Origin of the sequence: Dysgonomonas sp. Marseille-Q5470, from assembly GCF_951230145.1 — a bacterium.
In the GTDB taxonomy this organism is placed as follows: domain Bacteria; phylum Bacteroidota; class Bacteroidia; order Bacteroidales; family Dysgonomonadaceae; genus Dysgonomonas.
Genome location: NZ_CATNVE010000003.1, coordinates 494,813 through 520,054, shown reverse-complemented (window position 1 = coordinate 520,054; position 25,242 = coordinate 494,813). Strand labels below are relative to the sequence as shown.

Sequence of the window (25,242 nt, the reverse complement as noted above, 5' to 3'; positions counted from 1 at the left end):
TTGTGATTTTCTTCTATTTACCGATAAGACAAAAGACCAACAATCCCTTCACTAGAAGAAAATAGACATTCTTTATTGCCTAAGGGAACTACTGTATTTATTAATGAATTCCCTTTTTTATGTTTCCATAATAGTTTGCCCGTTCTCGCATCCAGAGCGAAAACAATTCCATTCTTGGTACTGCCATATACAATATTATTCTTTTCCACTGGCATTGATGGGGCATGATCATATCCATAAAAAGCATTAACAGACCATATTTTATTCGGTGTATCACTTAATACTGAATAACAAACAACACTATCTTGCATTGTTTTACTATACAGTCTGGTTTTATCGATGGATAAACCTATTGTCTCACGAACCATTGATTCTTTTGTGCGCCAAACTGTGTTGCCCGTTTGTACATCTACAGCGGTCATTACCCTATCCGGAGCCGTAAAAAACACCTTACCATGTGCGGCTACAGGCCACACTGCTGCCGGAGAAAAATGCATACGAGTCAAACCGCCATTCCATTTCCACAAAAAACCACCCGTCTTTTTATCCAAAGCGTACATATTGTTATCCCAAGCTCCGAAAATAACCTTGTCTTCATAAATTAAAGGACGAGTCTCTATATACCCTTCAACCTGACTGTACTCCCAGACAAGCGAGCCATCTTTTATATTTATAGCTCTCATCGTATGGTCACTAGCACCAATATAAGCAATTCCATCCTCAATTGTAACGGCTCCTAAAACAGCTTCTTTTGCCGGATATTTCCATATCTGCTTACCTGTATTTGCATGTATTCCATATATATACTTATCCGCAGACCCAAAAACAACAATATCGTTGCTTACAGCAGGAGTTCCAACAATTCTGTTATTTGTTTTAAAGCGCCAAATCTCCTTCCCGTCTCGCAAAGCCAAACAAGATAAAATGCCCGAATCATCTCCGACATAAACTTTATTCTGATAAACAACAGGAGATGAATATATAGTGTTGCCTATATTTGTAATCCATTTTTCTTTTACTTGAGGATAAATGTGATTTACAGAGTCTGATGGTCGCTTATAAATAGAATTATCTTCAGTGTAATATTTTTGAGATAAAGAATACCCACCCCATTTTTTAGGCTCTTGTCCTATTTTATGTTCATAAACCAATATTGAGTCTGGTGTTACTCTATATAAGGAATAGCCTCCCAATCCATCCGATTTATCTCGCAAATTAGATCTATTCAAAATACCGGGTATATCATCATAAGAAAACAATAGGTTACGATGATAATGACCTCCTAAAACTACTTTAACGTTGTATTTCCTTGCTAAATCTGTTACTTCATACCAATTATCGACATCTCCATCTTGCAAAGGATAGTGTGTTACAAGAACAAAAGGTGTGCCTGGCTTAGCAGATGAAAATTCATTTCTCAACCATGCTACATCTTGGGGTGCAACATGCCCATCCATCATCCGAATTATTGGCCCTGTAGCAAATCCTAGAAATGTAATTCCATTATATTCGAACTTAAATCGTTCTGAGCCGAAAATATGGCCAAAATCAGTAGCACCGGATTCGCTCCATTTAGTCTCATGATTGCCCGATAACGGATAATATTTCACACTAAGTTGATCCAACAAACTTTTTACCTTTTCTAAAGATGCCCTATCTCCCTCTTCAGTTAAATCACCCGTAACCAAAACAAAACTAATATCGGGCGTTTTATTGATCTGATCAACAGTACGTTTTAAATCATTATAAGCCAAAGAATCTTTCGTTACATGCGTATCTGTTACTAGAGCAAAATTGAAACTTTGCCCTTTTATTATTCCAGCAAGCAACAATAAGGATATTAATAGAGGTAAACGGCAAGATAGGTTCTTCATATAAACAAGGTTTGTATAGATAAGCTGAATAAATAAGATCACTTCCCGACTTGAACTATACAAATATATAAGGTTTTTAGATACATTTTTTGAGTCATTCATTAATTTTAATATTTATTATATTTTATACATAAATTTTATACAATACAATATTCACAAGATTAAAATATATACCTAATAGATAATATGTTAGACATATAAAAGAGAAAAAGCACACGAACCCAAATAAGCAGAAAACAATATATATTAATATCATCAAACCACTCCAAATACTAAAAATAACTATAAAAAGAGAAAATACAGACCAAAAATAAGAACTAAACAAAGATACTTAAAGAAATAAATATATAACAGCATTGCCAACAATGCAAATATCTGTATATAACACTAAATTATTGTTAATTTAACAATTTATTATAATGATAAAGATGCCTAATTAAAGATATCCTCTTATATTTGTTGTGTAATCCTAATAAAATTAAAGCCACTGAACTATATAATCTCTAATATCTTATCTTTGGAGTTCGAATTAGAATTAACAATCAAAGGATTAAACTATGAAAAGACTTTTGAATATAGCCCTTTTATTGCTTTTTATGGCAAACATGTACGGACAGAATAGCCCGATTGTTGCTGCGGAATTAACAGAAGAATACATACCATTATTAAAAGATAAGCGTATAGCTGTATTATCTAACCATACAGGCATGGTTGGAAATAAACACTTAGTAGATATATTAGTACAAGAGAAAGTTAATGTAACATCTATCTTCTCTCCCGAACATGGATTTAGAGGTGATGCTGACGCAGGAGAACATGTTTCGAATTCGGTGGACAAAAAAACAGGTATACCTATAAGATCCTTATATGACGGCAACAGTCGCAAGCCAAGTAAAGAAGCGATGGATTCATTTGATGTTATGCTATTCGACATACAGGATGTTGGTCTTCGATTCTACACCTATTATATTACAATGGTAAGACTTATGGATGTATGTGCAGAATATAACAAAAAATTTATCGTCTTAGATCGTCCTAATCCAAATGGACATTATGTAGATGGGCCTATACTAGACATGAAATATAAATCAGGCGTAGGATGGCTCCCGATACCCATAGTACATGGAATGACTTTAGGAGAGTTGGCTCTGATGGTGAATGGTGAACATTGGCTTACAGAAAACCGGGCTTGTGACCTGACAGTGGTTAAATGCAAAAATTACACCCATAAAACCCTCTATGAATTGCCTATAGCTCCATCTCCTAATTTACCGAATATGAAATCAATATATCTGTATCCATCAACATGCTTATTCGAAGGGACACCTGTGAGTTTGGGACGAGGTACAACTTATCCATTTCAGGTATACGGTCATCCTCAAATGAAAGGATATACATTCTCTTTTACACCCAAAAGCATACCCGGAGCAAAGAATCCGCCTCTTTTAAATCAAAAATGCTATGGAGTAGATTTAAGAAACATATCCGACGAAGATATATACAAGAAAGGAATTGATCTCTCGTATATTATAGATGCATATAAAAATTTAAACATGGGAGACAAGTTCTTTACTCCTTTTTTTGAAAAACTCATTGGAGTAAGTTATGTACGAGATATGATCAAACAAGGAAAATCGGCCTCAGAGATTAAAGAAATGTGGAAAGATGACGTTGAAAATTTCAAGAATCAGCGGAAGCCTTATCTATTATACGAAGAATAAAAAAACAGTTGAATGAGTCCTATATTAGTACTATTAACTATAGCATTTTATTTTAGCATACTCTTTGCCATATCATATATAACAGGACGCAAAGCAGACAATCAGGGATTCTTTACCGGAAACCGTAAATCGCCATGGTATGTCGTTGCCTTTGCTATGATTGGATCTGCTATATCTGGGGTAACTTTTGTATCTGTCCCGGGTATGGTTGCCACCAGTGGATTTTCGTATATGCAGATGGTGATGGGGTTTGTCCTAGGACAATTTATTATTGCATTTGTTCTGGTTCCTTTATTTTACAAGATGAACCTGACATCCATATATGAATATTTAGAAAACCGCTTTGGTATTGCATCATATAAAACAGGTGCTTGGCTCTTTTTCATATCTAAGATGTTGGGAGCTGCTGTTCGATTATTTTTAGTGTGTATCGTATTGCAACTATTAGTTTTTGCACCACTTAAGCTTCCTTTTATTTTGAATGTGGTATTTACAGTCGGGTTGGTATGGCTTTATACATACAAGGGTGGAGTAAAATCATTAATATGGACAGATTCTTTAAAAACATTCTGCTTAATTGTTTCCGTAGGATTATGTATCTATTATATTGCATCAGACTTAGGTCTTAATTTTTCGAGTATGTTATCAAGCATTAACGAACATGATTTCTCTAAAACTTTTTTCTTTGATGATATAAATGACAGACGCTTCTTTTTCAAACAGTTTCTTGCCGGCATATTTACTGTGATAGCCACAACAGGACTAGATCAAGATATGATGCAGAAAAATATGAGCTGTAGGAATTCCAGCGATTCTCAAAAAAATATTATTATCAGTGGTTCAATGCAATTAATAATTAATCTATTGTTCTTAATGCTCGGGGTTTTATTATATATCTATGTATTTCAGAACAATATATCTACTCCCGGAAAAAGCGATGAAATATTTCCCCTACTAGCCACGGGCGGATACTTCCCTACCATAGTCGGCGTATTGTTTATTATCGGTTTGATATCTGCTGCCTATGCTGCTGCCGGATCCGCATTGACAGCTCTGACTACATCTTTTACGGTAGACATACTGGAAAGCACAAAGAAAAAATCAGAAAAAGAGGTAGCACAGATACGGAAAAAAGTTCACATAGGCATGGCTATAACGATGGGAGTGACAATCATCATAATAGACCTACTTAACAATACTTCCGTTATTGATGCCGTATATATTCTGGCCAGCTATACGTACGGTCCTATATTAGGCTTATTTGCCTTTGGTATTTTTACGAAAAAGGCAGTCAAAGACAGATATATACCATTAGTTACAATTATAGCACCTATAATCTGTTTTATTCTGGATAAAAACTCCGAAATATGGTTCAACGGATATAGGTTTAGCTACGAAATATTAATTATAAATGCTATATTAACATTCATAGGATTGTTTATTCTTACAACCAAAAATAAATCAACAGTAGAATATTATCAAACGAAATAAACTGAAAATGATGAAGATCAATTGTTTTATACCTTTTCAAAGCGTAAGTCAAGTAAAAGAGACTATATTATCTCTTAAGGAATCTGAGCTAGTAAATAAAATATATCTGCTAAAAGAAAACGATAATCAAGAAACCATTGAAGGTTGCGACATATTAGATATAGATACGCTACGCTCAACAGCAACAATAAAGAAAATAGCATCTAAAGCCGACGCTGAATATACGCTGATCTACACCAAGTCTGCAAGTCTACGCCTTGGCATGTTTGCCTTAGACCGTATGTTGCAAATAGCAGCTGACTCAGGTGCAGGAATGGTGTATGCCGATCATTATCAAATAGCAAATAACGAAAAGAAAAACAGTCCTGTGATCACATACCAGAAAGGGAGTTTGCGGGACGATTTCAATTTCGGGTCTGTATTAATATACAAGTCCGACAGATTAAAGAAAGCTGTAGCCGATATGGAGGCAGAGTATAAGTTTGCAGGCATATATGATCTTCGATTAAAAGTATCTCAAGAATCCGAGATTGTACATATAAACGAATATTTATATACAGAAATAGAAAACGATACCCGTAAAAGCGGCGAAAAAGTTTTTGACTACGTAGATCCTAAAAATCGGGAAGTGCAAATTGAGATGGAAAAAGCATGTACAGAACACTTGAAGAAAATTGGTGCATACTTAGCTCCTAACTTCCGAAAAGTAGAATTTGATCAGGTAAACTTTGAGTACGAGGCTTCGGTAATAATTCCTGTCAGAAACCGTATCAAAACAATTTCTGATGCGATAAAATCTGTACTAAGCCAGAAAACAAACTTTAAGTTCAATCTTATTATCGTAGATAACTATTCTACCGATGGCACCACCGAAGCTATTGACAAATTTACAGACGAACGCCTTATCCACGTTATTCCCGAAAATAAAGAACTGGGAATAGGAGGTTGTTGGAATGCCGGTGTACACCACCCGAAGTGTGGAAAATTTGCAGTCCAATTGGATAGTGATGATGTATATTCTGATGAAAATACCTTGCAAAAAATAGTAGATGCATTCTACGAACAAAACTGCGCCATGGTAGTAGGAACATATATGCTTACCGACTTCGATATGAAAATGATACCTCCGGGTATTATTGATCATAAAGAATGGACACCAGACAATGGACGAAACAATGCTTTGCGTATAAACGGCTTGGGTGCTCCACGTGCATTTTACACGCCTGTTCTGAGAGAAATCAAAGTACCTAATACCAGTTACGGAGAAGATTATGCGTTAGGCCTACATTTTTCGCGCAACTACCAAATAGGACGTATATATGATGTCTTATACCTCTGCCGCCGTTGGGATGACAACTCTGATGCATCATTAGACATAGTGAAGATGAATGCACACAATACATATAAGGATAGAATTCGCACATGGGAAGTTGAAGCTCGTATTGCTCTTAACAAAAGCAATAGGTAATTGTAATTAAAAAAGTTTGAAAAAATGAGGGTTGGATTTACTACTCATGAAAAAGCCCTCATTTTTTGATGCCAAATAAAAAGATATGGATCGTACATCTAAAGAAGCAAAAGAGCTATTACAATCTCAGTTGAAAGAATGGGATTTGGCAAGAATAAATTTTGAAGCTCTTAACCGTGTAAAAACAAAAGAGTTTCATTTTGATGGATTTAAAATAAGGGTTCAATTCAATCCTGCACGCATTCAATCATCTGCTGCAAAAGTAGATGCGAAATCCATACAGGAAAGAAAATGCTTCCTTTGTCCAAATAATCTACCAAAAGAACAAAGAGGAATTGACTTTGCCAAAAACTATCAGATACTTGTAAATCCATTTCCTATTTTTCCTGAACACTTTACAATACCAACATACGAGCATACCGATCAACTTATCTTCAACAGATATAGTGATATGCTCGACTTGGCAAAAAGCCTGTGTGAATATACTATATTTTACAATGGACCTAAATGTGGAGCTTCGGCACCCGACCACGCGCACTTTCAGGCGGGGATAAAAGGATTCTTGCCAATAGAAAATGACATAGAGTCCCTACCAAAAGAAACGATATATACAACCGAATCAACAGGGGTTTCTGCATTAAAAAGCTATCAAAGAAATTGTTTTTTGATTGAGACAAAAGATAGAGAAGAAGCCATCCGTTTTTTTAAGCTGTTATATAACCTCCTTGAAGTAAAAGAAGGCGATCAGGAGCCAATGGTGAATATCATCACTTGGTACAACAATGATATATGGTACAGTTGCATCTTTCCTCGAGAAAAGCACCGTCCGGCTTGCTTCTTTGCCGAAGGTGAAGAAAACTTGCTAATCAGCCCTGCCTCTGTAGATTTGGGAGGTGTATTTATCACTCCTCTTGAAAAAGATTTTGAAAAGATTACGAAAGAAGACATTTCTCTCATATTAAAAGAGATATGTATCGACATTCAACAAATGCAGTCTATTACCGATAAGATAAAACAAAGCGTATGGAACCAAAAGTAAGTGTCGGCATTTTATGGAATAAAAAAATAACTTTTATTCTCAATGATGCCTATTTATACCAAGGACAAGAAGCCTCTGGAGAAAACACCGTTTCTTTCATCGATGGAAAAATCGTATGGAATGGAAGTGCCTATGATGAATTATATTTCGAACCAAAACATAAAGATGCATCATTCACTATTAAAGATGTCGTAATTGGCATCAACTTCCACTGGGAACGGAAGGAAGATCAAGAATTTCAAGGAGCATTGAAACTAATAGTAGAGAATGATACGATCACTGCAATCAATATTATCAGTGTAGAAGATTACCTGACAAGTGTTATATCTTCCGAGATGAGTGCCACTGCTTCTCTCGAATTACTAAAAGCTCACGCAGTGATATCTCGTAGTTGGCTCTTAGCCCAAATAGAAAAAAATCGCGAGATTATTGCACAAGAAGAAAAATATACCACTTTCATCGAAACTGAAGATGAAAGAATTCGTTGGTACGATAGAGAAGACCACGTCAATTTTGACGTATGCGCAGACGATCATTGTCAGCGTTATCAGGGCATAACAAGAGCCAACTCAAATATTGATATCGTTAAACAAGCTATAGAAGAAACCAAAGGTCAAGTACTAAAGTCTGAGAACAAAATATGCGATGCTCGTTTCTCTAAATGTTGCGGAGGAATTGTCGAAGAGTTTCAAAACTGCTGGGAAGATACAAAATTCCCCTACCTAGTAAAACTAAGAGATGATGACAGTACAAAGGATATACCTGACCTGACACAAGAACAGGAATCCATAAAATGGATACATACTCGTCCTTCTGCATTTTGCAATACGCAAGATAAAAAGATATTAAGTCAGGTTCTGAATAATTATGATCAGGAAACAACCGACTTTTATCGTTGGCAAGTAGTATACACCCAAACAGAATTATCCGAATTGGCATACAGGCGTTCAGGTATAGATTTCGGAACAATTCAAGAACTAATCGCTATAGAAAGAGGAACATCAGGACGATTAATCAAGCTGAAAATAGTAGGATCTAAGAAAACCATGACCATCGGCAAAGAATTGGAAATCAGGCGTACTTTGTCAGAATCTCACTTGTATAGTTCTGCTTTTACTGTCGACAAAAAAGATGATCAATTCATCTTAACAGGAGCCGGCTGGGGACATGGTGTCGGCCTTTGCCAGATAGGTGCTGCAGTGATGGGTGAAAAAGGCTATCAATACAATCAAATATTGTTGCATTATTATCTCGATGCAACTATTGAAAAGTTATATTAAATAAATTTATACGAAGGATAAAACCATGAAAGAAAAGAAAAAATCACCGTGGGCATGGATTCCATCGCTTTATCTAGCTGAAGGTCTACCGAATGTTGCTGTAGTTACAATTTCTGTTATTATGTATAAGCGGATGGGCATATCAAATGCAGATATAACGCTTTATACGAGTTGGTTGTACCTACCATGGGTTCTTAAATTCTTATGGAGTCCCTTTGTCGATTTATTGAAAACCAAACGTTGGTGGATAATAACGATGCAATTACTAATTGGAGCCGGATTTGCAGGAATTGCTTTTACTATACCTGTTCCATTCTTTTTTCAAGCTACATTAGCATTTTTTGCATTATTATCCTTTAGTTCTGCAACACATGACATCGCTGCGGATGGATTTTATATGTTAGGGCTTAACTCTAACGATCAAGCTAAATACGTAGGAATCAGAAGTACGTTTTTCCGTATCGCAATCATTATGGGCCAAGGAGTACTCATTATTCTTGCAGGCTTTCTGGAAAGTACATCGGGATGTGAACCTGTTACAGTAAATATTGATGCATCCCCTCAATACTCCCAATCTACTTTATTTGTACCGAAAGTGCAAAATATTACTGAGCAAGATGGAGATATACATTTCATTACAGATAAAAATATTATACAAATAGGGACACACAAAGTGAATAAAGATAGTTTGACAGTTATCCTGACAAAGGTTTCAGAATCAAACATAAAAAATGGCTTTATATTAAAAGAAAAGGAAGATAAAAAAAAGGAAGACGGTTGGTGGAAAAAAAACATTTCAAACCCTTTTGGGAATTGGATAAAAAATAACTTCGGAGAAAAACGTTACGTTACAGAAGCCGATCATACTGGAAATATTGCTATCCAAGCAATATGGTTGTCGAAGAAACCAGAAGAAGGAAAAGAAATGATCTTAAACACAACCATGAATCGAGGAGATAATAGTATTTCTTTGCTACATGGGGAACGGCTATCTTTTAACCAGAATAACTGGAATAAACCCGCATATCTTATTTTTCAGATAGATCCTAAATTAACGACTGCTAGTTCTGCTGAATACAAAGGTCTATCAGGGAATATCCCTTTTGCATGGTCTGTCACCTTTTTTGTATTAGCCGGATTATTTATATTTTTCAGCTTCTACCACAGAGTTGCATTACCTAAACCGGATTCGGATATACCGCATGCGCACATTACAACTAAATCTATCTTACGAGAGTTTGGAACAACGATTGTTACATTCTTTAAGAAACCACAAATAGGTATTGCTATATTTTTCATGCTCACTTATCGTTTTTCTGAAGCTCAACTACTGAAGCTTATTAATCCGTTTCTATTAGATTCAAAAGATGTAGGTGGTTTAGGACTAACGACAGGTGAGGTTGGATTAGTATACGGTACAATCGGTATTATCGGGCTTACACTGGGAGGTATTATAGGTGGATTGGTAGCCGCAAAAGGTGGATTAAAGAAATGGTTATGGCCAATGACATTAAGTATGTTACTTACCATTGCAACATTCCTTTATTTAAGTTTTAGCCAAACGGATAATCTATTAATAATAAATATTTGTGTATTTATTGAGCAATTTGGTTACGGATTTGGTTTTACTGCATATATGTTATATCTAATGTATTTCTCTGAGGGGGAACATAAAACATCCCATTATGCTTTTTGTACCGCCTTTATGGCTCTAGGCCTTATGATTCCGGGTATGTTTGCAGGATGGCTTCAAGAACAATTAGGATACAATCACTTCTTCATTTGGGTAATGATCTGTAGCATTATTCCGATCATTGCTGTTTCTTTACTGAAGATAAATCCAAGCTATGGTAAAGCAACGGATAAAGAATCTTAAAAACAATAAAAAGTAATCAACAATGAAAAAAGTATCGATAATATTATCACTATTATTCTTGTTCTCTTTCACAACCTTCGCACAGAAGATAAAGATTAAGACAGGAATCGAAGTTTTAAAAGAACAAAACTTTAAAATACTAGAAGGAAAGCGTGTGGGACTTATAACAAATCCTACAGGGGTAGACAATAATATGAAATCTACCATCGATATTCTTCATGAAGCAAAGAATGTACAGTTAGTTGCTCTTTTTGCTCCCGAACATGGAGTAAGAGGCGATGCGCACGCAGGAGATCATGTAGATAATGTAACAGACCCGAAAACAGGATTACCCGTATATTCATTACATGGAAAAACACGTTTTCCTTCTACCGAGATGCTTAAAAACATTGATGTGCTGGTATATGATATACAAGACATAGGTTGCCGTTCGTTCACTTACATTAGTACAATGGGACTAGCAATGCAGGCTGCTGCGGAAAACAATGTGGAGTTCGTAGTTCTCGACAGACCAAATCCTCTAGGAGGTTTAAAAGTTGAAGGCGGATTGGTTGACGACAAATTTATTTCTTTTGTAAGCCAGTTCAAAATACCTTATGTATATGGGTTGACTTGCGGTGAATTAGCATTGCTGCTAAACGGAGAGAATATGCTAAGCAGACAGTGTAAACTGCACGTAGTAAAAATGAAAAGCTGGAAGCGTAAAATGACGTACGAGCAAACAGGATTGCAATGGATTCCATCTTCACCTCATATTCCACAACCAATTTCAGCAGTTATGTATCCCGTATCCGGAATCTTAGGTGAATTAGGCTATATGTCTATCGGTGTAGGTTATACAATTCCATTCCAGATGTTTGCTGCCCAATGGATCAAAGTCAGCGATCTGGCTGATAATCTTAACAAATTACACTTGCCGGGGATACATTTCAGACCAATATATCTGAAACCGTTCTATTCTGTAGGACAAGGAGAGCAACTGGAAGGTGTACAAGTACATATAATGAATTATGAAAAAGCTCGTTTATCCGAAATACAGTTTTATGTGATGCAGGAAATAGCTAGATTGTATCCTGACAAAGCTATTTTTGACAATGCGAATGATAAACGCTATAGAATGTTTGACCAGGTTTCGGGAAGTGACTATGTAAGACTTACATTTGCTAAGAATAATAGATTCGATGATATAAAAGATTTTTGGTATAAAGAAACAGAACCGTTTAAAAAGACATCAAAAAAATATTATCTATATAAATAGTTATTTGAGATACCAATTTGAAAATTACAAAGCAAAAGGTTACAATATAAACATACCGAAAAAGTGTCACTTTTGTCACCTTTTAGCACCATAATACTTGATTATAAGCAATATAAAAAAAGTAACAAATGACTCAAAAACCAAGTAGCAGACTCCTATCTCTCGACATACTGCGGGGAATAACCATTGCCGGAATGATAATGGTAAATAACCCGGGTTCGTGGAGCTATATATATTCGCCTCTGGGACATGCAGCGTGGCATGGACTAACTCCTACCGACTTGGTTTTCCCATTTTTCATGTTTATTATGGGAATATCAACTTACGTCTCGTTAAGAAAATTCAATTTTGAGTTCAGCAAGCCTACACTCTTCAAAATACTAAAAAGAACGGTAGTTATATTCCTCATCGGGATTGGATTGGGCTGGCTCTCATTGTCATTCAGAACATTTAATAGTCTATCGAGTGAAGATATTGGCTTTTTTGAAAGATTTATAACAGCTATTACAAACTTCGAGCATATCCGAATACTCGGTGTTATGCAACGACTGGCACTTACATACGGTGCTACAGCTCTGATAGCTATATTTGTAAAACATAAGTATATCCCTTATATCATAGTTGTTACACTCATTGGATATTTTTTACTGCTCTTATTTGGCAACGGATTCGACTTTAGCGAGGATAATATTATCTCAGTCTTTGACAGAGCTGTTTTGGGTACAAATCACATGTATAAAGATAGCGGTTTGGCAATTGACCCTGAAGGGCTATTAAGTACAATTCCTGCAATCTGCCACGTACTAATTGGATTCTGTTGCGGAGAAATTCTCCTAACAACCAAAGACAATAACGAGCGAATACAACGTTTATTTATAATCGGAGCGGTAATGACATTCTTGGGCTTTTTACTTAGTTACGGTTGTCCGATTAACAAAAAAATATGGTCTCCTACATTTGTTTTGGCAACATGTGGGTTAGCATCAACGTTGCTTGCTCTTCTGATATGGATCATTGATATAAAAGGGCATAAAAAATGGAGTGTATTTTTTGAATCATTCGGTGTAAATCCTTTATTTATATATGTTGCAGCAGGTATTTTCTCTATTTTGCTCGGAAACATAATTTTTACATATGACGGAAATATAATTAATTTAAAAAATTTCATATATCAAATCTGCCTACAACCTTATCTGGGTAATTACCTCGGTTCGCTTGTATATGCCCTTTTGTTTGTAGGATTTAATTGGATAATAGGAAACATATTGTATAAAAAGAAAATCTATATTAAAATATGATATTATTAGCAGATGGCGGCTCTACAAAGGTCGATTGGCGTTTAGTAGAAGGTACTAAAGAGATCAAACAGATTTCTACCAAAGGAGCAAATCCGTTTTTTCGGTCTCGAGAAGATATTAGTGAAGAAATAAAGAAAGTTATTAACCCCGTCCTCAATGGACACACAATAGATTCTGTCCATTTTTTTGGTGCAGGATGTGCATCACCCGAAAAGAATAAAATTGTAAGAGATGCGATAGCAGATAACATAAAGACATCTCACATTGAAGTAAATAGTGATTTGGTTGCAGCGGCAAAAGGATTATGTGGAACAAAAAAAGGTATCGCTTGCATACTTGGCACAGGATCAAACTCTTGTTTTTATGACGGAGAAGAGATTGTTGAGAACGTTTCACCTCTTGGCTATGTATTAGGTGACGAAGGAAGCGGTGCTGTACTTGGACGCTTATTCTTAGGAGCATGCCTGAAAAACCAATTAACAAAAGGGTTGAAAGAAAAATTCCTGAAAGAATTTGATCTCACCCCAGCAGCTATTCTGGATATGGTATATAGACAACCTCTTGCAAATCGTTTTTTGGCAAGTTTATCACCGTTTTTGGTAGAGAATATACACGATAAAACGGTTTATGATCTAGTATACAATGCTTTCAAAGACTTTTTTGTAAAAAATGTGATGCAATATGACTACAAAAATAATGATGTGCATTTCACCGGGTCGGTAGCATACTATTATAAAGATTTGGTACGCAAAGTTGGTGCTGACTTAAATATTAAAGTAGGTATCATCTCTCAGTCTCCGATGGAGGGTCTCATAAAATACTATGCAGGCGAATGTCAAACAATACATAATTAATTCAACATGGCTTTTGTAAAGATAACAGAGCAACCGTCGCTATATGACAATCTTGAGAACAAGTCTGTACTTGGACTCTTGACAGACATAAACAATGAAGATAAAAAAGTAGCTTTAGCTGTAGAAAAGGCAATACCACAAATAGAAAAACTTGTTTCGCAAATAGTACCCCGGATGCAACAAGGAGGGCGTATTTTCTATATGGGAGCAGGTACTAGCGGACGTCTTGGTGTATTGGACGCTTCCGAAATTCCACCAACATTTGGCATGCCAAAAACATTCGTTATCGGGCTCATTGCAGGAGGCGATACAGCATTGCGCAACCCGGTAGAAAAAGCCGAAGACAATATGGAATCGGGCTGGACGGAATTACAAGCTCACAACATAAATGATAAAGATACAGTAATTGGGATTGCTGCATCAGGTACAACGCCATACGTTGTAGGAGCTTTACGTGAAGCTCGCAAACATGGAATTCTTACAGCATCCATCTCTAGCAATCCCGATTCGCCTATTGCTCAGGAAGCAGAAATAGCAATAGAAATGATAGTTGGCCCTGAATATGTCACAGGTAGTTCGCGCATGAAATCCGGCACAGGTCAAAAAATGATATTGAATATGATCACTACGGCTACCATGATAAAATTAGGACGGGTGAAAGGTAACCGAATGGTCAACATGCAATTATCGAATGCAAAACTTGTAGACAGGGGAACACGCATGGTATCCGAAGAGTTAGGCTTGGATTATGAACAAGCAAAGCATTTACTATTACTACATGGTTCGGTTAAAAAAGCTGTGGATGCATACAGAACTGACAATAAATAATCACTCTAAATAGTAAACATATAGATCACTACTATACAGAAGATTATACACTTATTCGATACGTCAGCATTATTGGGTCATTCGTCCCAAAAAGTAGATTTATACAAAGTGTTGCTGCTGAGCAGTAAGTGTTTTATACATAATTCATTATCTTTACCGATAAGTTTAACCTATTTATAAACCAAAATCAAATATGATGTTTACAATTAAAAAACAGACTCCTAAAATCCTACTGACACTATGCTCCATTGTGGCAGTATCTTTTACAGCCTGCATCGGTGGAGAAAAACCCAACACTCTGACCGAAAAAGAGAAGCAAGAAGGTTGGCAACTTTTATTTGATGGAGAAACACTTAATGGATGGCGCGACTACAATGGCACATCACTCACAGAGCCTTGGCATGTTGTAGATGGCTGCATTCAGGCTAAAGGTGATGGTAGCGATGCCAGTGGATACATTGTTACAGAAAAAAAGTATGAAAATTTCGAGCTATCTTGGGATTGGAAATTATCGAAAGGTGGGAATAGTGGTATGCTATATCATGTAGTGGAAAGACCCCAATATAAAGTTCCGTATGTTACAGGACCTGAATACCAATTGATAGACACCCCTAATTTCGCGGAAAAACTTGAAGCCTGGCAAGATCTGGGTGCAGATTATGCTATGCATATTCCTGATACAACAAAAATGAAAGTCAATCCTCAGGGAGAATGGAACAATTCTAAAATTGTATTTGACAATGGACATGTAGAACACTGGTTGAATGGTGTAAAAATATTAGAGTTCGAAGCATGGACTGATGATTGGTTCGAACGAAAGAATAGTGGAAAATGGAAAGATGCTCCAGAATACGGACTGGCGAAAAAAGGTGTATTATGTCTTCAGGATCATGGATATCCGGCATCGTTCCGCAATATAAAGATTAAAGAACTACCAACGAAATCGAAAGAAGTAAATCTGTTCAACGGGACTGACCTGAAAGGCTGGGACGTTTATGGAACAGAAAAATGGTACGTACAAGATGGACTTTTGGTCTGCGAAAGCGGTCCTGACAAACAATATGGGTATCTAGCTACGCGCGAATATTATGATAATTTTGACCTGACTGTTGAATTTAAACAAGAAGCAGATGGGAATTCGGGAGTATTTATCCGTTCGTTTATCGAAGAAGATGTAAAAGTGAATGGCTGGCAAGTAGAAGTAGCGCCTAAAGGTCATGGAACAGGTGGCATCTACGAATCGTACGGCAGAGGATGGTTGATTCAAATACCTAAAGAGAAAGAAGAGTTTCTTAAGGTTGGCGACTGGAATACTATGCGTATACTCGTTCAGGGTAACAAAGTAACGACATGGCTTAATGGACAAGAGATGGTCAACTTTGATGATGAGAAAATCGGTGCAGGACAAGGACGTATAGCGCTTCAAATACATGATGGCGGCGGCATAAAAGTTCTATGGCGTAATTTAAAGCTAAAAACACTGTAATAGAAAAGGTAATTCATATAGACTTAATTTAATATAGTGACGGTAGGAATGAATTCCTACCGTCACTACTTTTTTTAATAGAATCTTCTTTTTATTATAGTGTAACTAAAATATAGCGATTGAAAAACCTTGGCGATTCTAATATTGTCTTCATTTAACAGATATCAATTACCATAAAAGATCCTGTATACAAATTGTTTTCTTTGGAAAGAATCCCATGTCGCTATTTCACCAAAAACTTGTCTTTCGACAGCATTAGAAATATATTCTACCCTAAATTGACCACCGCCAAGATGTAAAAAAGAAGCAGCATATCCTTGTACGGTTTTACCATTTAATGGAATTGAGAATGTATCACCAACTTTTACATATCCTACATGAATCGGAATATAATCAGTAGGTAAAACCGGATATAAAAATTTAGTTGCTGCAATATCATTAGAACTAAATCCGGGTATCAATGAGCGATCGCGATTATAAGACATTATAGAATTGTCATCTATTGTGGGAGTATTAGGAACTAGCACACCACCTTGTTGAGCAGGAGTGTAATGTGTATGCAAGAAACCAATAGTATGTCCCATTTCATGTATTAAGGTGTTTGCCTTATAAGCATACCCATTGTCATGCATCGAGTTTACAACAATTTCTTTTGATGGTTTCTGATTTAGAGGAAAATCAGAGACTCTAGCATATTCACCACCTGAACTATATTCACGCCTCACTGTAATATCTGCTGTTGAACTTGTTGTAAAATAGAAATAAATACAACTTCCGGAAATATTATTCCATGCATTTATAGCAGTCTGCACGGCTGTTCTCCAATCAGAGCCTGTACCAGAAACAGGAACAGATGCATCTATCCTGACTGACATAGATTTTGCATTATCAAGAGATACTAATCTTCCACTAAAGTATCCTTGTTTAGTTTTGGAACTCTTATAAGACTCTCCTTTAAATTCTGCGAGATGTTGCTTTAAGTTCTTTTTTATTAAACCAATATCCCCCTCGACCAAATAATAATCTCCTCTGTCAACTAGAGTTGATACATCAAAGCCTAATTCTTTAATTATAGACTTATCATTCTCTAATTCTAAAACGTTAATAAATATACTTTCATCAACTACATCATCGTTCTGACAACTTAAAAATCCTATTGTAAGTAGGAATAATAAGGAAAAGGTTAATTTTTTCATAATAATTGATAGCTAAGGTCTGTTCTTTAGCAATATTGCTATGTAGAGATAAATTTAAATTAAATATATGCATATATTTAAAATTTTATTTTGAATGTGACTTTTTACTTCAGCACAAACCATACAAACAATTGATATACAAATAATTAACAGAATATAAATTTCTTAATATATGACTTTTTATTGGATGTATAAAATATTTACATATAGATATTTAGTCTCAAGCTATAACATGTATTCTGAAAAAAATACTCAAAGCATCATTCTGTAATCCTAGATAAAAAGGATAAAAAAGATGTAAAATATATTGTCCTCACAATTATAATTAAAGTTGTATGTATTACAAAAAACCAATACCTTTGAAGCCATAAAATAAATAAGTATATGAAATATAAATCCATTATGGCATTAGTTTTAGGTGCAGTCTTGGCCGCATGTAATTCTGCCGACAAGAAGGCAAATACAGAAAAAGATGAGCCCATCATAGGCAAAGCCTCCGTAAAGGTAGAAAACGGAATAATGACGCCCGAAGTATTGTATAGTTTTGGACGTGTATCTGATGTTCAGGTCTCACCTGACAAATCGAAGATATTGTATGGTGTAACTTATGTAAGCATTGAGCAGAATAAAACAAACAAAGAACTATTTACGATGAACGTAGATGGTTCTGACAAAAAACAAATAACACAGACTCCTAAAAGCGAAAACAACGCTATCTGGGTGAAAGTTGGTACTAAGATTGCCTTCTTGAGTAGCGAGAGTGGATCTTCTCAAATATGGGAAATGAATCCAGATGGTAGCGACCGTAAGCAAATAAGCAATATAGAAGGTGATGTTAATGGATTCTCTTATTCTCCTGACGGGAAAAGAATTATGTACATCAAAAACATAAAATTCGGAGAGCGTACTACTGACCGTTACAAAGATCTACCTAAAGCGTCGGGACGAATTATTGATGACCTGATGTATAAACATTGGTCTGAGTGGGTTGAAGAAATCCCTCATACTTTTGTTGCTGATTTTGATGGAGAAAAAGTATCAGACGGAATTGATATTCTTGGCGATGAACCATACGAATGTCCAATGCTTCCATTTGGAGGCACCGAGCAGTTGGCTTGGAGCCCTGATAGCAAGTCCATCGCATACACATGTCGCAAGAAAAAAGGATTGGAATACGCTTTGTCTACCAATTCAGATATTTATCTATTCAATATAGAAAATAAGCAGACCGAAAACCTCACAGAGGGTATGATGGGATATGATATAAACCCTGTATTCTCTCCCGATGGCAAATATATAGCTTGGCAAAGTATGGAACGTGAAGGCTACGAGTCAGACAAAAACAGAATGTTTGTCATGAATCTAGCGACAAAAGAAAAGACATATGTGACCGAAGCATTCGATTATAATACCGATTTCCTTTTATGGAGTGATGATAATCAGAGTATTTATTTTGTTTCTTGTGTTGAAGCTAAAACTCAATTGTTCCAGGCTTATATTCACACAAAAGAGATAAAACAAATCACCAAAGGCGATCATGATTATGAATCATTTGAGATAGCCGGAGACAAACTTATAGCACTTCGTCATTCATTATCTAAGCCGAATGAAATATACTCTGTAAATATTTCTACAGGAGAAGCGACTGAACTAAGTTTCGAAAACAAAGATATACTCAGCCAATTAACGATGGGTAAAGTAGAGGAACGCTTGATACCGACTACCGATGGCAAGAAAATGCTTACATGGGTTGTTTATCCTCCAAACTTTGACCCGAATAAGAAATACCCTGCAATATTATACTGCCAGGGAGGACCTCAAAGTACTGTGAGCCAGTTTTGGTCTTATCGTTGGAATTTACAAATGATGGCAGCTAACGGATATATCATTGTAGCCCCTAACCGTAGAGGTTTACCCGGCTTTGGTCAAGAATGGCTGGAGCAAATCAGTAAAGATTATGGCGGTCAGAATATGAAGGATTATCTTTCTGCAATTGATGCTTTAGCAAAAGAGCCTTATGTAAATGCAGACAAATTAGGATGCACAGGCGCTAGTTATGGCGGGTTCTCGGTATATTGGTTAGCCGGAAATCATAACAAACGGTTTAAGGCATTCCTTGCGCATGCAGGAATCTTCAATTTGGAAGCCCAATATCTTGAAACTGAAGAAATGTGGTTTGCAAATTGGGACTTAGGCGGTTCTTTCTGGGATAGAAGCAATTCTATTGCTCAACGCTCCTATGCTAACTCTCCTCATAAGTTTATAGACAAGTGGGATACTCCTATTATGATCACTCATGGCGAACTTGACTACCGAATTCTTGCATCTCAAGGTATGATGGCATTCAATGCTGCAAAACTTAAAGGCATTCCAGCTCGAATGCTGATTTATCCAAACGAGAACCACTGGATATCTCAACCTCAAAACGGAATTCTGTTCCAGAGAGAGTTCTTCCGTTGGTTTGATGCATACCTAAAATAAAAATTTAGCACTCATATAAAAGGTTATTATCTTAATTGGTAATAACCTTTTTTGTTTGCTCTATTTAATTCTATTATTATTAATCTACACAACGAAAATTTAACTATTTTAGAACAAACATTTGTTAGATTAAAAAATATAAAAAGTAACTTTGTATATAGAGAAGTATACAGTTTTCACATTGAAGTTTACGAATTATGAGATATATAAGATTATTTGTTATTCTAATCTTAGCCTTTACGTGTTTTGCATGTAACCCCGGATCAGAAAATGCTGAAAGGTATATTTTTGAAGCAGAATCACTTATAGACAACAAGCCCGACAGTGCTCTTGCTCTATTAGATTCTATTTTATATCCCGAAAATCTGAATAAAGAAAAATTCAACAAATACAATCTCTTAAGAATTCAGGCTAGAGATAAAAGCAACAAAGACATTTCGAAGGATACTATAATCTTCAATGTAAAAGACTATTATATAAAACACAATGATATGGTTAACGGAACTCTCGCTAGCTTTTACTCCGGCAGGGTTCTGAAAGATCAAAAAAAGAACAAAGAGGCTATGAGTGCTTACTTGGATGCCGAGACCTATGCAGACCAAACAATAAACAATTTCAATATTAAAGGGTTAATTCAATCACATATAGGATATTTGTATTATAATGAACTCTTACAAGATGAATCTCTTATTCGTTTTAAGAGAGCTGCCAGCTATTTTGAAAAAGCAGGCAACTATAAAAATGAAGCATTTTCGCTCAGAGATATAGGAAACAGTTTTTTGTTGAAAAAAGAAAATGACAGTGCGTTCTATTATTATCAAAAAGGGCTTGAAATTGCCGATATTACAAAAGACTCGATTTGTCAATCAAACATAAGGCATAATCTAGGACTCATATTTAAAAAAGAAGGGAATTTTGCTAAATCAAAAGAATATCTGAATAAAGCGATCCCTTTCGCTAACAGTAGCATTACCAGAGCTAAGATATACTCATCTTTGGCGCAAGTACTTTATAGTGAAAATAAAAGTGATTCAGCTATTTTCTATTTTGAGAAATCTCTGAAATTTTTGAAAGAGAGTAATGATCCATTTCTAACATCTAGAATATATGAATCTTTATCTATGATAGAAGAAGAAAAAAACAATTATAGACGAGCATTAGACTATAATAAAGATTGTATTAATAATCTTTATAATATTTATGAAAACAATGAAAATCAAGCTATTCTGGATATACAGAAAAAGTATGATTATGAGCTGGTAAAAAACACGAATAACCGACTGTTAATTCAAAGGCAATTTTTGTTTATCATATTATTAGGACTTGGACTTACTACGCTTATTATAGGGTTCTTCTTTTATTATAAAACACAGAAAAATGGTAGAGAATTATTAGAAGCCGAACAAAAAATAAGCCAATTGAACCAAATGGCTAAAAGTTACGATAAAAAAGAAGATTCGTTCAGAAATAAACTACTACACCACTTCGATATCCTAAAGAAGTCAGCTCTGCTGGAAGGTTTTTTACGCGAAGATGAAAAGAAGCATGGAGAAAAACTACTAAAGAAGTTTAATGAAATTGTATATAATCAAGCTAGTCTTGATTGGGATTTGCTATATCAAACAATGAATGAACTACACGATGGATTCTTTGATTCGCTGAGAGAAGCCTTTCCTCAGCTAGATGAATCTGAATTTAGAATATGTTGTCTTATATATTCAGATTTTACGAATGCTGAAATAAGCATTATCATGGAACAAAGCATTAATACAATTACTTCGAAAAGATCTTCGATTAGAAAGAAAATTGGGGTAAAAGATTATGGAAATATAGTCGATTATTTGGATAGTAATGTTGCAAAGAACCAAAACGAGACATTTTCAACACCGACTAAGTCAAAATAAAAGTCATATTTCGGTTCCTCTCGAATAGAAATAAACAACTGTAACAAAAAGACTTATCAAAAACGGATAGTCAAAAAAAGTCATATCCACCTATATATATAGCACAAGCATAGCATATCTTGAGTAATTTAGTGTCTGGAATTACAAACATTAAATTAATGCATGTTATGAAAAAATATCTTTACCTTCTATCATTTATTTTTCTTTTACTGCCGGCGACTATAAATGCTGACACAACTGCCATCAACGATAACAAAATACAAATAAAAGGTGATATAGCCGATGAAGGTACAACTAAGACTTCGGGTGTAGAGCCTATCGATATGTACATCGAAGGGACTAATCTAGATTTGTATTTTTATACGAAGAGTGAGTTTAAGATAGAAGTATACAATGCTGCAAATACATTAGTATATACTAAAACTGTTGTTAAATACGGAGGTAAAGTATTATCAATTGACATGGCAACCTGGGCTTCAGGATCTTATAAAATTGTATTAAATAACGTTACCTATAAAAAGTCTGCAACAGCTAATTTTATCTTATAAAGTTAGCATAAAAATATAGAGTGGTTTTTCTGATTTTCATTACCGTAGTGCGGCAATTATTTTGCTTTTCAATACTTCTTATTTACAGCTTGCACTACGGTTACTTATTTTCATTCAATTAAATTATTGTAAAAGTCTATCGTTGTGGTAATGACAGACTTTTATTTTTTTATTTAATTGATCTTTTCTATTTTAAATCCTGCTTGCTGAACAGCATTGACAATATCTGATTCCACAACCTCATCAGATATGACAGACAATACTTTATTTTTATCAGCTGTATCTACTTCCCACTTAGATATACCTTTCACAGAATCTAGATAAGGAGTCACTTTAGCTATACACCCTCCACAATTAATGCTTGTTTTGAATTTCAAAATATTATTTTCCATAACTTTAATATATAAATTAACTATTTAGTCCATTTTAATCTCAAACTATTACTTACAACACTCACACTACTTAAAGCCATTGCTGCACCGGCTATCATAGGATTTAATAAGAATCCATTTATTGGATAAAGAACTCCTGCAGCCAAAGGAATGCCAATCAGGTTGTATACAAACGCCCAAAATAGATTTTGGCGAATAGTGGCGACTGTTTGTTTTGATAATTTTATAGCTTCAGATATCTTTGTCAGATCTGAAGAGATAATGGTCATTTTAGCCACATCTATGGCGATATCACTCCCCTTTCCCATCGCAATACTCAAATCCGCCTGCGCTAATGCAGTACTATCATTTATACCATCTCCAACCATAGCCACAACTTTACCCTCTGATTGTAACTGCTCCACAAACTCAGCTTTATCCTGAGGCAAAACTTCTGCATGAAAATGATTTACACCTACTTTTGAAGCTATTTCTTTTGCCGTGGCATAATTATCACCTGTTAGCATATACACTTCTATACCTGAAGATTGAAGCTGTTGTATTGCTGATAAAGATGTGGTCTTTATTTCATCTGTAATAGCTATTAAAGCAATGGCCTTTTTACTGTCAGAAAACCATATCATAGTTTTTAAAGAATGGCTTGAATTTTCCATCTTTTCAAGTAGCACCTTGTCGACAATTACGCCGTTTTCATCGAGGAATTTCTCATTTCCAACAAAATATTTTTCTCCATCAACAAGCCCAATCACACCCTTTCCTGTAATACTCTCAAATTCCCAAATAGGCACTGAAACAATACCAGCCAAATAATTTGTTACAGCATCAGCCAAAGGATGTTCAGATTGTTTTTCTAGGCTATACAAAACATCTTTTTTATTATCATCGCCATTCAGCCAATAAATATCAGTAACAACTGGTTTACCTTCTGTTATGGTTCCGGTTTTATCTAACACTACGACATCTACTTTTTTTGCTAACTCAAGACTTTCGGCATCCTTTATCAATATCCCTTTTTCGGCACCTTTTCCTATTCCAACCATAATAGCTGTAGGTGTAGCCAATCCCAAAGCACAAGGACAGGCAATGATTAACACGGCAACCAATGCTAAGATACCATGAGTAATCCCATCAGAGCCTCCATATATAAACCAAACAGCAAGAGAAAGGAGGGCAATAGACATCACGATGGGAACAAATATACCTGCAATTTTATCTACCAACTTTTGTACAGGGGCTTTACTTCCCTGAGCTTCTTGTACCATCCTGATAATTTGAGCGAGTATTGTATCCGCTCCTACTTTTTCTGCCTGAAACAAAAAAGCCCCTTTCTGATTTATTGTTCCGGCATAAACCTTCTCCCCTTCTTTCTTTAATACAGGTATCGGTTCACCACTAAGCATACTTTCATCAACATAAGATGAACCTTCTATCACCACTCCATCAACAGCGACTTTTTCACCGGGTTTCACAACTATTATATTGCCAATATTTACCTGCTCTATGGGAAGCTCTGTATAATTCCCATTTTCGGAAACTGTAACTGTTTTAGGTTGGAGCCCGATCAGTTTTTTTATCGATGAAGATGTATTCCCTTTGGCTTTTTCCTCTAATAATCGTCCAAGCAAGATAAATGCTATAATAACACAGGCTGCCTCGAAATAAACATGAGGATGGACTCCCCTATCTAGCCAAAATTGAGGAAATAAGGTATTGAAGACACTAAACAGATATGCGACACTTGTACTCAGAGCAACCAATGTATCCATATTAGCCGAACGATGCTTCGCCTGCTTCCATGCGTTGATAAAAAAATCCCTTCCGAGCCAGAATATAACAGGAGTGGAAAGCATCCACATTATTTCATTGGCATACGGAATATCCATAAAGAACATGCCGATAATAACAACAGGCAGTGAGAAGATAACTGCAAAAATTGTCTTCTTTTTTAAGACATTAAACTTTTTGATATGCATATCTTCTAATACATCAGCCGCAGCATCCTTGTCATCCTCTATTAACAAGTCATATCCTCCATCTTGAACGGCTGTTCGTATTTGCTCAGGGGTAATTATTTCTGGTTGGTATTCTACGCTTAGAGTTGCCGTAGCAAAATTGACTGAAGCATTGTTTACACCATTCAGCCCTTTTACTATACTTTCGGCACTAATAGCACACGAAGCACAACTCATTTGCAATACAGGAAATGTTTTTTTTACTCTATTATCAGTTTTCATAATTGTATTCTTTT

At 35.6% G+C, this 25,242-nt stretch carries 18 protein-coding genes; 14 read left to right on the top strand and 4 right to left on the bottom strand.

Features of this window, described 5'->3' with window-relative positions; translation table 11 throughout:
* Positions 1 to 17: 17 nt before the first annotated feature.
* A complete protein-coding gene (locus QOX35_RS08185) occupies positions 18 to 1,874 on the bottom strand; it encodes an outer membrane protein assembly factor BamB family protein (protein ID WP_283686522.1) in 1,857 nt (618 codons plus the stop codon).
* Positions 1,875 to 2,431: 557 nt separating this feature from the next.
* Here QOX35_RS08185 and QOX35_RS08180 point away from each other — a divergent pair.
* From QOX35_RS08180 to QOX35_RS08130, 11 genes are all read left to right on the top strand, one after another.
* Positions 2,432 to 3,595, top strand: coding sequence for an exo-beta-N-acetylmuramidase NamZ family protein (locus QOX35_RS08180; protein ID WP_283686521.1), 1,164 nt, complete (start codon positions 2,432 to 2,434; stop codon positions 3,593 to 3,595).
* A 12-nt stretch (positions 3,596 to 3,607) separates the two neighbouring features.
* Positions 3,608 to 5,086, top strand: a complete 1,479-nt coding sequence (locus QOX35_RS08175; RefSeq protein WP_283686520.1) for a sodium:solute symporter — start codon at positions 3,608 to 3,610, stop codon at positions 5,084 to 5,086.
* A gap of 7 nt (positions 5,087 to 5,093) precedes the next feature.
* A complete protein-coding gene (locus QOX35_RS08170) occupies positions 5,094 to 6,554 on the top strand; it encodes a glycosyltransferase family 2 protein (protein ID WP_283686519.1) in 1,461 nt (486 codons plus the stop codon).
* 85 nt (positions 6,555 to 6,639) lie between these two features.
* A complete protein-coding gene (locus QOX35_RS08165; RefSeq protein ID WP_283686518.1) occupies positions 6,640 to 7,593 on the top strand; it encodes a DUF4922 domain-containing protein in 954 nt (317 codons plus the stop codon).
* Positions 7,578 to 8,873: a SpoIID/LytB domain-containing protein gene (locus QOX35_RS08160; protein ID WP_283686517.1), complete on the top strand. Its 1,296-nt coding sequence runs from the start codon at positions 7,578 to 7,580 to the stop codon at positions 8,871 to 8,873. The genes QOX35_RS08165 and QOX35_RS08160 overlap by 16 nt, the downstream gene beginning before the upstream one ends.
* Positions 8,874 to 8,898: 25 nt before the next feature.
* The gene (locus QOX35_RS08155) at positions 8,899 to 10,749 is read left to right on the top strand and encodes an MFS transporter (RefSeq protein WP_135104070.1); all 1,851 of its coding nucleotides are present in this window, start codon (positions 8,899 to 8,901) and stop codon (positions 10,747 to 10,749) included.
* Positions 10,750 to 10,771: 22 nt separating this feature from the next.
* Positions 10,772 to 12,007: an exo-beta-N-acetylmuramidase NamZ family protein gene (locus tag QOX35_RS08150; protein WP_283686516.1), complete on the top strand. Its 1,236-nt coding sequence runs from the start codon at positions 10,772 to 10,774 to the stop codon at positions 12,005 to 12,007.
* Positions 12,008 to 12,135: 128 nt separating this feature from the next.
* Entirely contained in the window at positions 12,136 to 13,305 is a 1,170-nt protein-coding gene (locus QOX35_RS08145; RefSeq protein ID WP_135104068.1) for an acyltransferase family protein, read from the top strand.
* Entirely contained in the window at positions 13,302 to 14,159 is an 858-nt protein-coding gene (locus QOX35_RS08140) for a BadF/BadG/BcrA/BcrD ATPase family protein (RefSeq protein WP_135104067.1), read from the top strand. The genes QOX35_RS08145 and QOX35_RS08140 overlap by 4 nt, the downstream gene beginning before the upstream one ends.
* Positions 14,160 to 14,165: 6 nt before the next feature.
* Positions 14,166 to 14,987: an N-acetylmuramic acid 6-phosphate etherase gene (gene murQ, locus QOX35_RS08135; protein WP_135104066.1), complete on the top strand. Its 822-nt coding sequence runs from the start codon at positions 14,166 to 14,168 to the stop codon at positions 14,985 to 14,987.
* A 193-nt stretch (positions 14,988 to 15,180) separates the two neighbouring features.
* A complete protein-coding gene (locus QOX35_RS08130) occupies positions 15,181 to 16,473 on the top strand; it encodes a 3-keto-disaccharide hydrolase (RefSeq protein WP_283686515.1) in 1,293 nt (430 codons plus the stop codon).
* Positions 16,474 to 16,637: 164 nt separating this feature from the next.
* Here the strand turns inward: QOX35_RS08130 and QOX35_RS08125 are convergent, their stop codons facing one another.
* A complete protein-coding gene (locus QOX35_RS08125) occupies positions 16,638 to 17,669 on the bottom strand; it encodes a M57 family metalloprotease (protein ID WP_283686514.1) in 1,032 nt (343 codons plus the stop codon).
* 402 nt (positions 17,670 to 18,071) lie between these two features.
* Between QOX35_RS08125 and dpp5 the strand changes: the two genes are divergently transcribed.
* From dpp5 to QOX35_RS08110, 3 genes are all read left to right on the top strand, one after another.
* Positions 18,072 to 20,150, top strand: a complete 2,079-nt coding sequence (dpp5, locus tag QOX35_RS08120) for a dipeptidyl-peptidase Dpp5 (protein WP_283686513.1) — start codon at positions 18,072 to 18,074, stop codon at positions 20,148 to 20,150.
* A gap of 197 nt (positions 20,151 to 20,347) precedes the next feature.
* A complete protein-coding gene (locus QOX35_RS08115; RefSeq protein WP_283686512.1) occupies positions 20,348 to 22,054 on the top strand; it encodes a tetratricopeptide repeat protein in 1,707 nt (568 codons plus the stop codon).
* Positions 22,055 to 22,221: 167 nt separating this feature from the next.
* The gene (locus tag QOX35_RS08110; protein ID WP_283686511.1) at positions 22,222 to 22,602 is read left to right on the top strand and encodes a DUF3244 domain-containing protein; all 381 of its coding nucleotides are present in this window, start codon (positions 22,222 to 22,224) and stop codon (positions 22,600 to 22,602) included.
* A 173-nt stretch (positions 22,603 to 22,775) separates the two neighbouring features.
* Here QOX35_RS08110 and QOX35_RS08105 read toward each other — a convergent pair whose 3' ends face one another.
* Positions 22,776 to 22,994: a heavy-metal-associated domain-containing protein gene (locus QOX35_RS08105; protein WP_283686510.1), complete on the bottom strand. Its 219-nt coding sequence runs from the start codon at positions 22,992 to 22,994 to the stop codon at positions 22,776 to 22,778.
* A gap of 20 nt (positions 22,995 to 23,014) precedes the next feature.
* On the bottom strand, positions 23,015 to 25,228 hold the full coding sequence (locus tag QOX35_RS08100) for a heavy metal translocating P-type ATPase (protein ID WP_283686509.1): 2,214 nt from the start codon (positions 25,226 to 25,228) through the stop codon (positions 23,015 to 23,017).
* Between the last annotated feature and the right edge of the window lie 14 nt (positions 25,229 to 25,242).

Bases quoted from the DNA above. Each gene is read 5' to 3' on its own strand.
- QOX35_RS08105 (WP_283686510.1), bottom strand. From the start codon at position 22,994: ATGGAAAATAATATTTTGAAATTCAAAACAAGCATTAATTGTGGAGGG.
- QOX35_RS08130 (WP_283686515.1), top strand. From the start codon at position 15,181: ATGATGTTTACAATTAAAAAACAGACTCCTAAAATCCTACTGACACTA.
- QOX35_RS08175 (WP_283686520.1), top strand. From the start codon at position 3,608: ATGAGTCCTATATTAGTACTATTAACTATAGCATTTTATTTTAGCATA.
- QOX35_RS08145 (WP_135104068.1), top strand. From the start codon at position 12,136: ATGACTCAAAAACCAAGTAGCAGACTCCTATCTCTCGACATACTGCGG.
- QOX35_RS08155 (WP_135104070.1), top strand. From the start codon at position 8,899: ATGAAAGAAAAGAAAAAATCACCGTGGGCATGGATTCCATCGCTTTAT.
- dpp5 (WP_283686513.1), top strand. From the start codon at position 18,072: ATGGCATTAGTTTTAGGTGCAGTCTTGGCCGCATGTAATTCTGCCGAC.
- murQ (WP_135104066.1), top strand. From the start codon at position 14,166: ATGGCTTTTGTAAAGATAACAGAGCAACCGTCGCTATATGACAATCTT.
- QOX35_RS08165 (WP_283686518.1), top strand. From the start codon at position 6,640: ATGGATCGTACATCTAAAGAAGCAAAAGAGCTATTACAATCTCAGTTG.
- QOX35_RS08160 (WP_283686517.1), top strand. From the start codon at position 7,578: ATGGAACCAAAAGTAAGTGTCGGCATTTTATGGAATAAAAAAATAACT.
- QOX35_RS08185 (WP_283686522.1), bottom strand. From the start codon at position 1,874: ATGAAGAACCTATCTTGCCGTTTACCTCTATTAATATCCTTATTGTTG.
- QOX35_RS08115 (WP_283686512.1), top strand. From the start codon at position 20,348: ATGAGATATATAAGATTATTTGTTATTCTAATCTTAGCCTTTACGTGT.
- QOX35_RS08170 (WP_283686519.1), top strand. From the start codon at position 5,094: ATGATGAAGATCAATTGTTTTATACCTTTTCAAAGCGTAAGTCAAGTA.
- QOX35_RS08110 (WP_283686511.1), top strand. From the start codon at position 22,222: ATGAAAAAATATCTTTACCTTCTATCATTTATTTTTCTTTTACTGCCG.
- QOX35_RS08125 (WP_283686514.1), bottom strand. From the start codon at position 17,669: ATGAAAAAATTAACCTTTTCCTTATTATTCCTACTTACAATAGGATTT.
- QOX35_RS08140 (WP_135104067.1), top strand. From the start codon at position 13,302: ATGATATTATTAGCAGATGGCGGCTCTACAAAGGTCGATTGGCGTTTA.
- QOX35_RS08100 (WP_283686509.1), bottom strand. From the start codon at position 25,228: ATGAAAACTGATAATAGAGTAAAAAAAACATTTCCTGTATTGCAAATG.
- QOX35_RS08180 (WP_283686521.1), top strand. From the start codon at position 2,432: ATGAAAAGACTTTTGAATATAGCCCTTTTATTGCTTTTTATGGCAAAC.
- QOX35_RS08150 (WP_283686516.1), top strand. From the start codon at position 10,772: ATGAAAAAAGTATCGATAATATTATCACTATTATTCTTGTTCTCTTTC.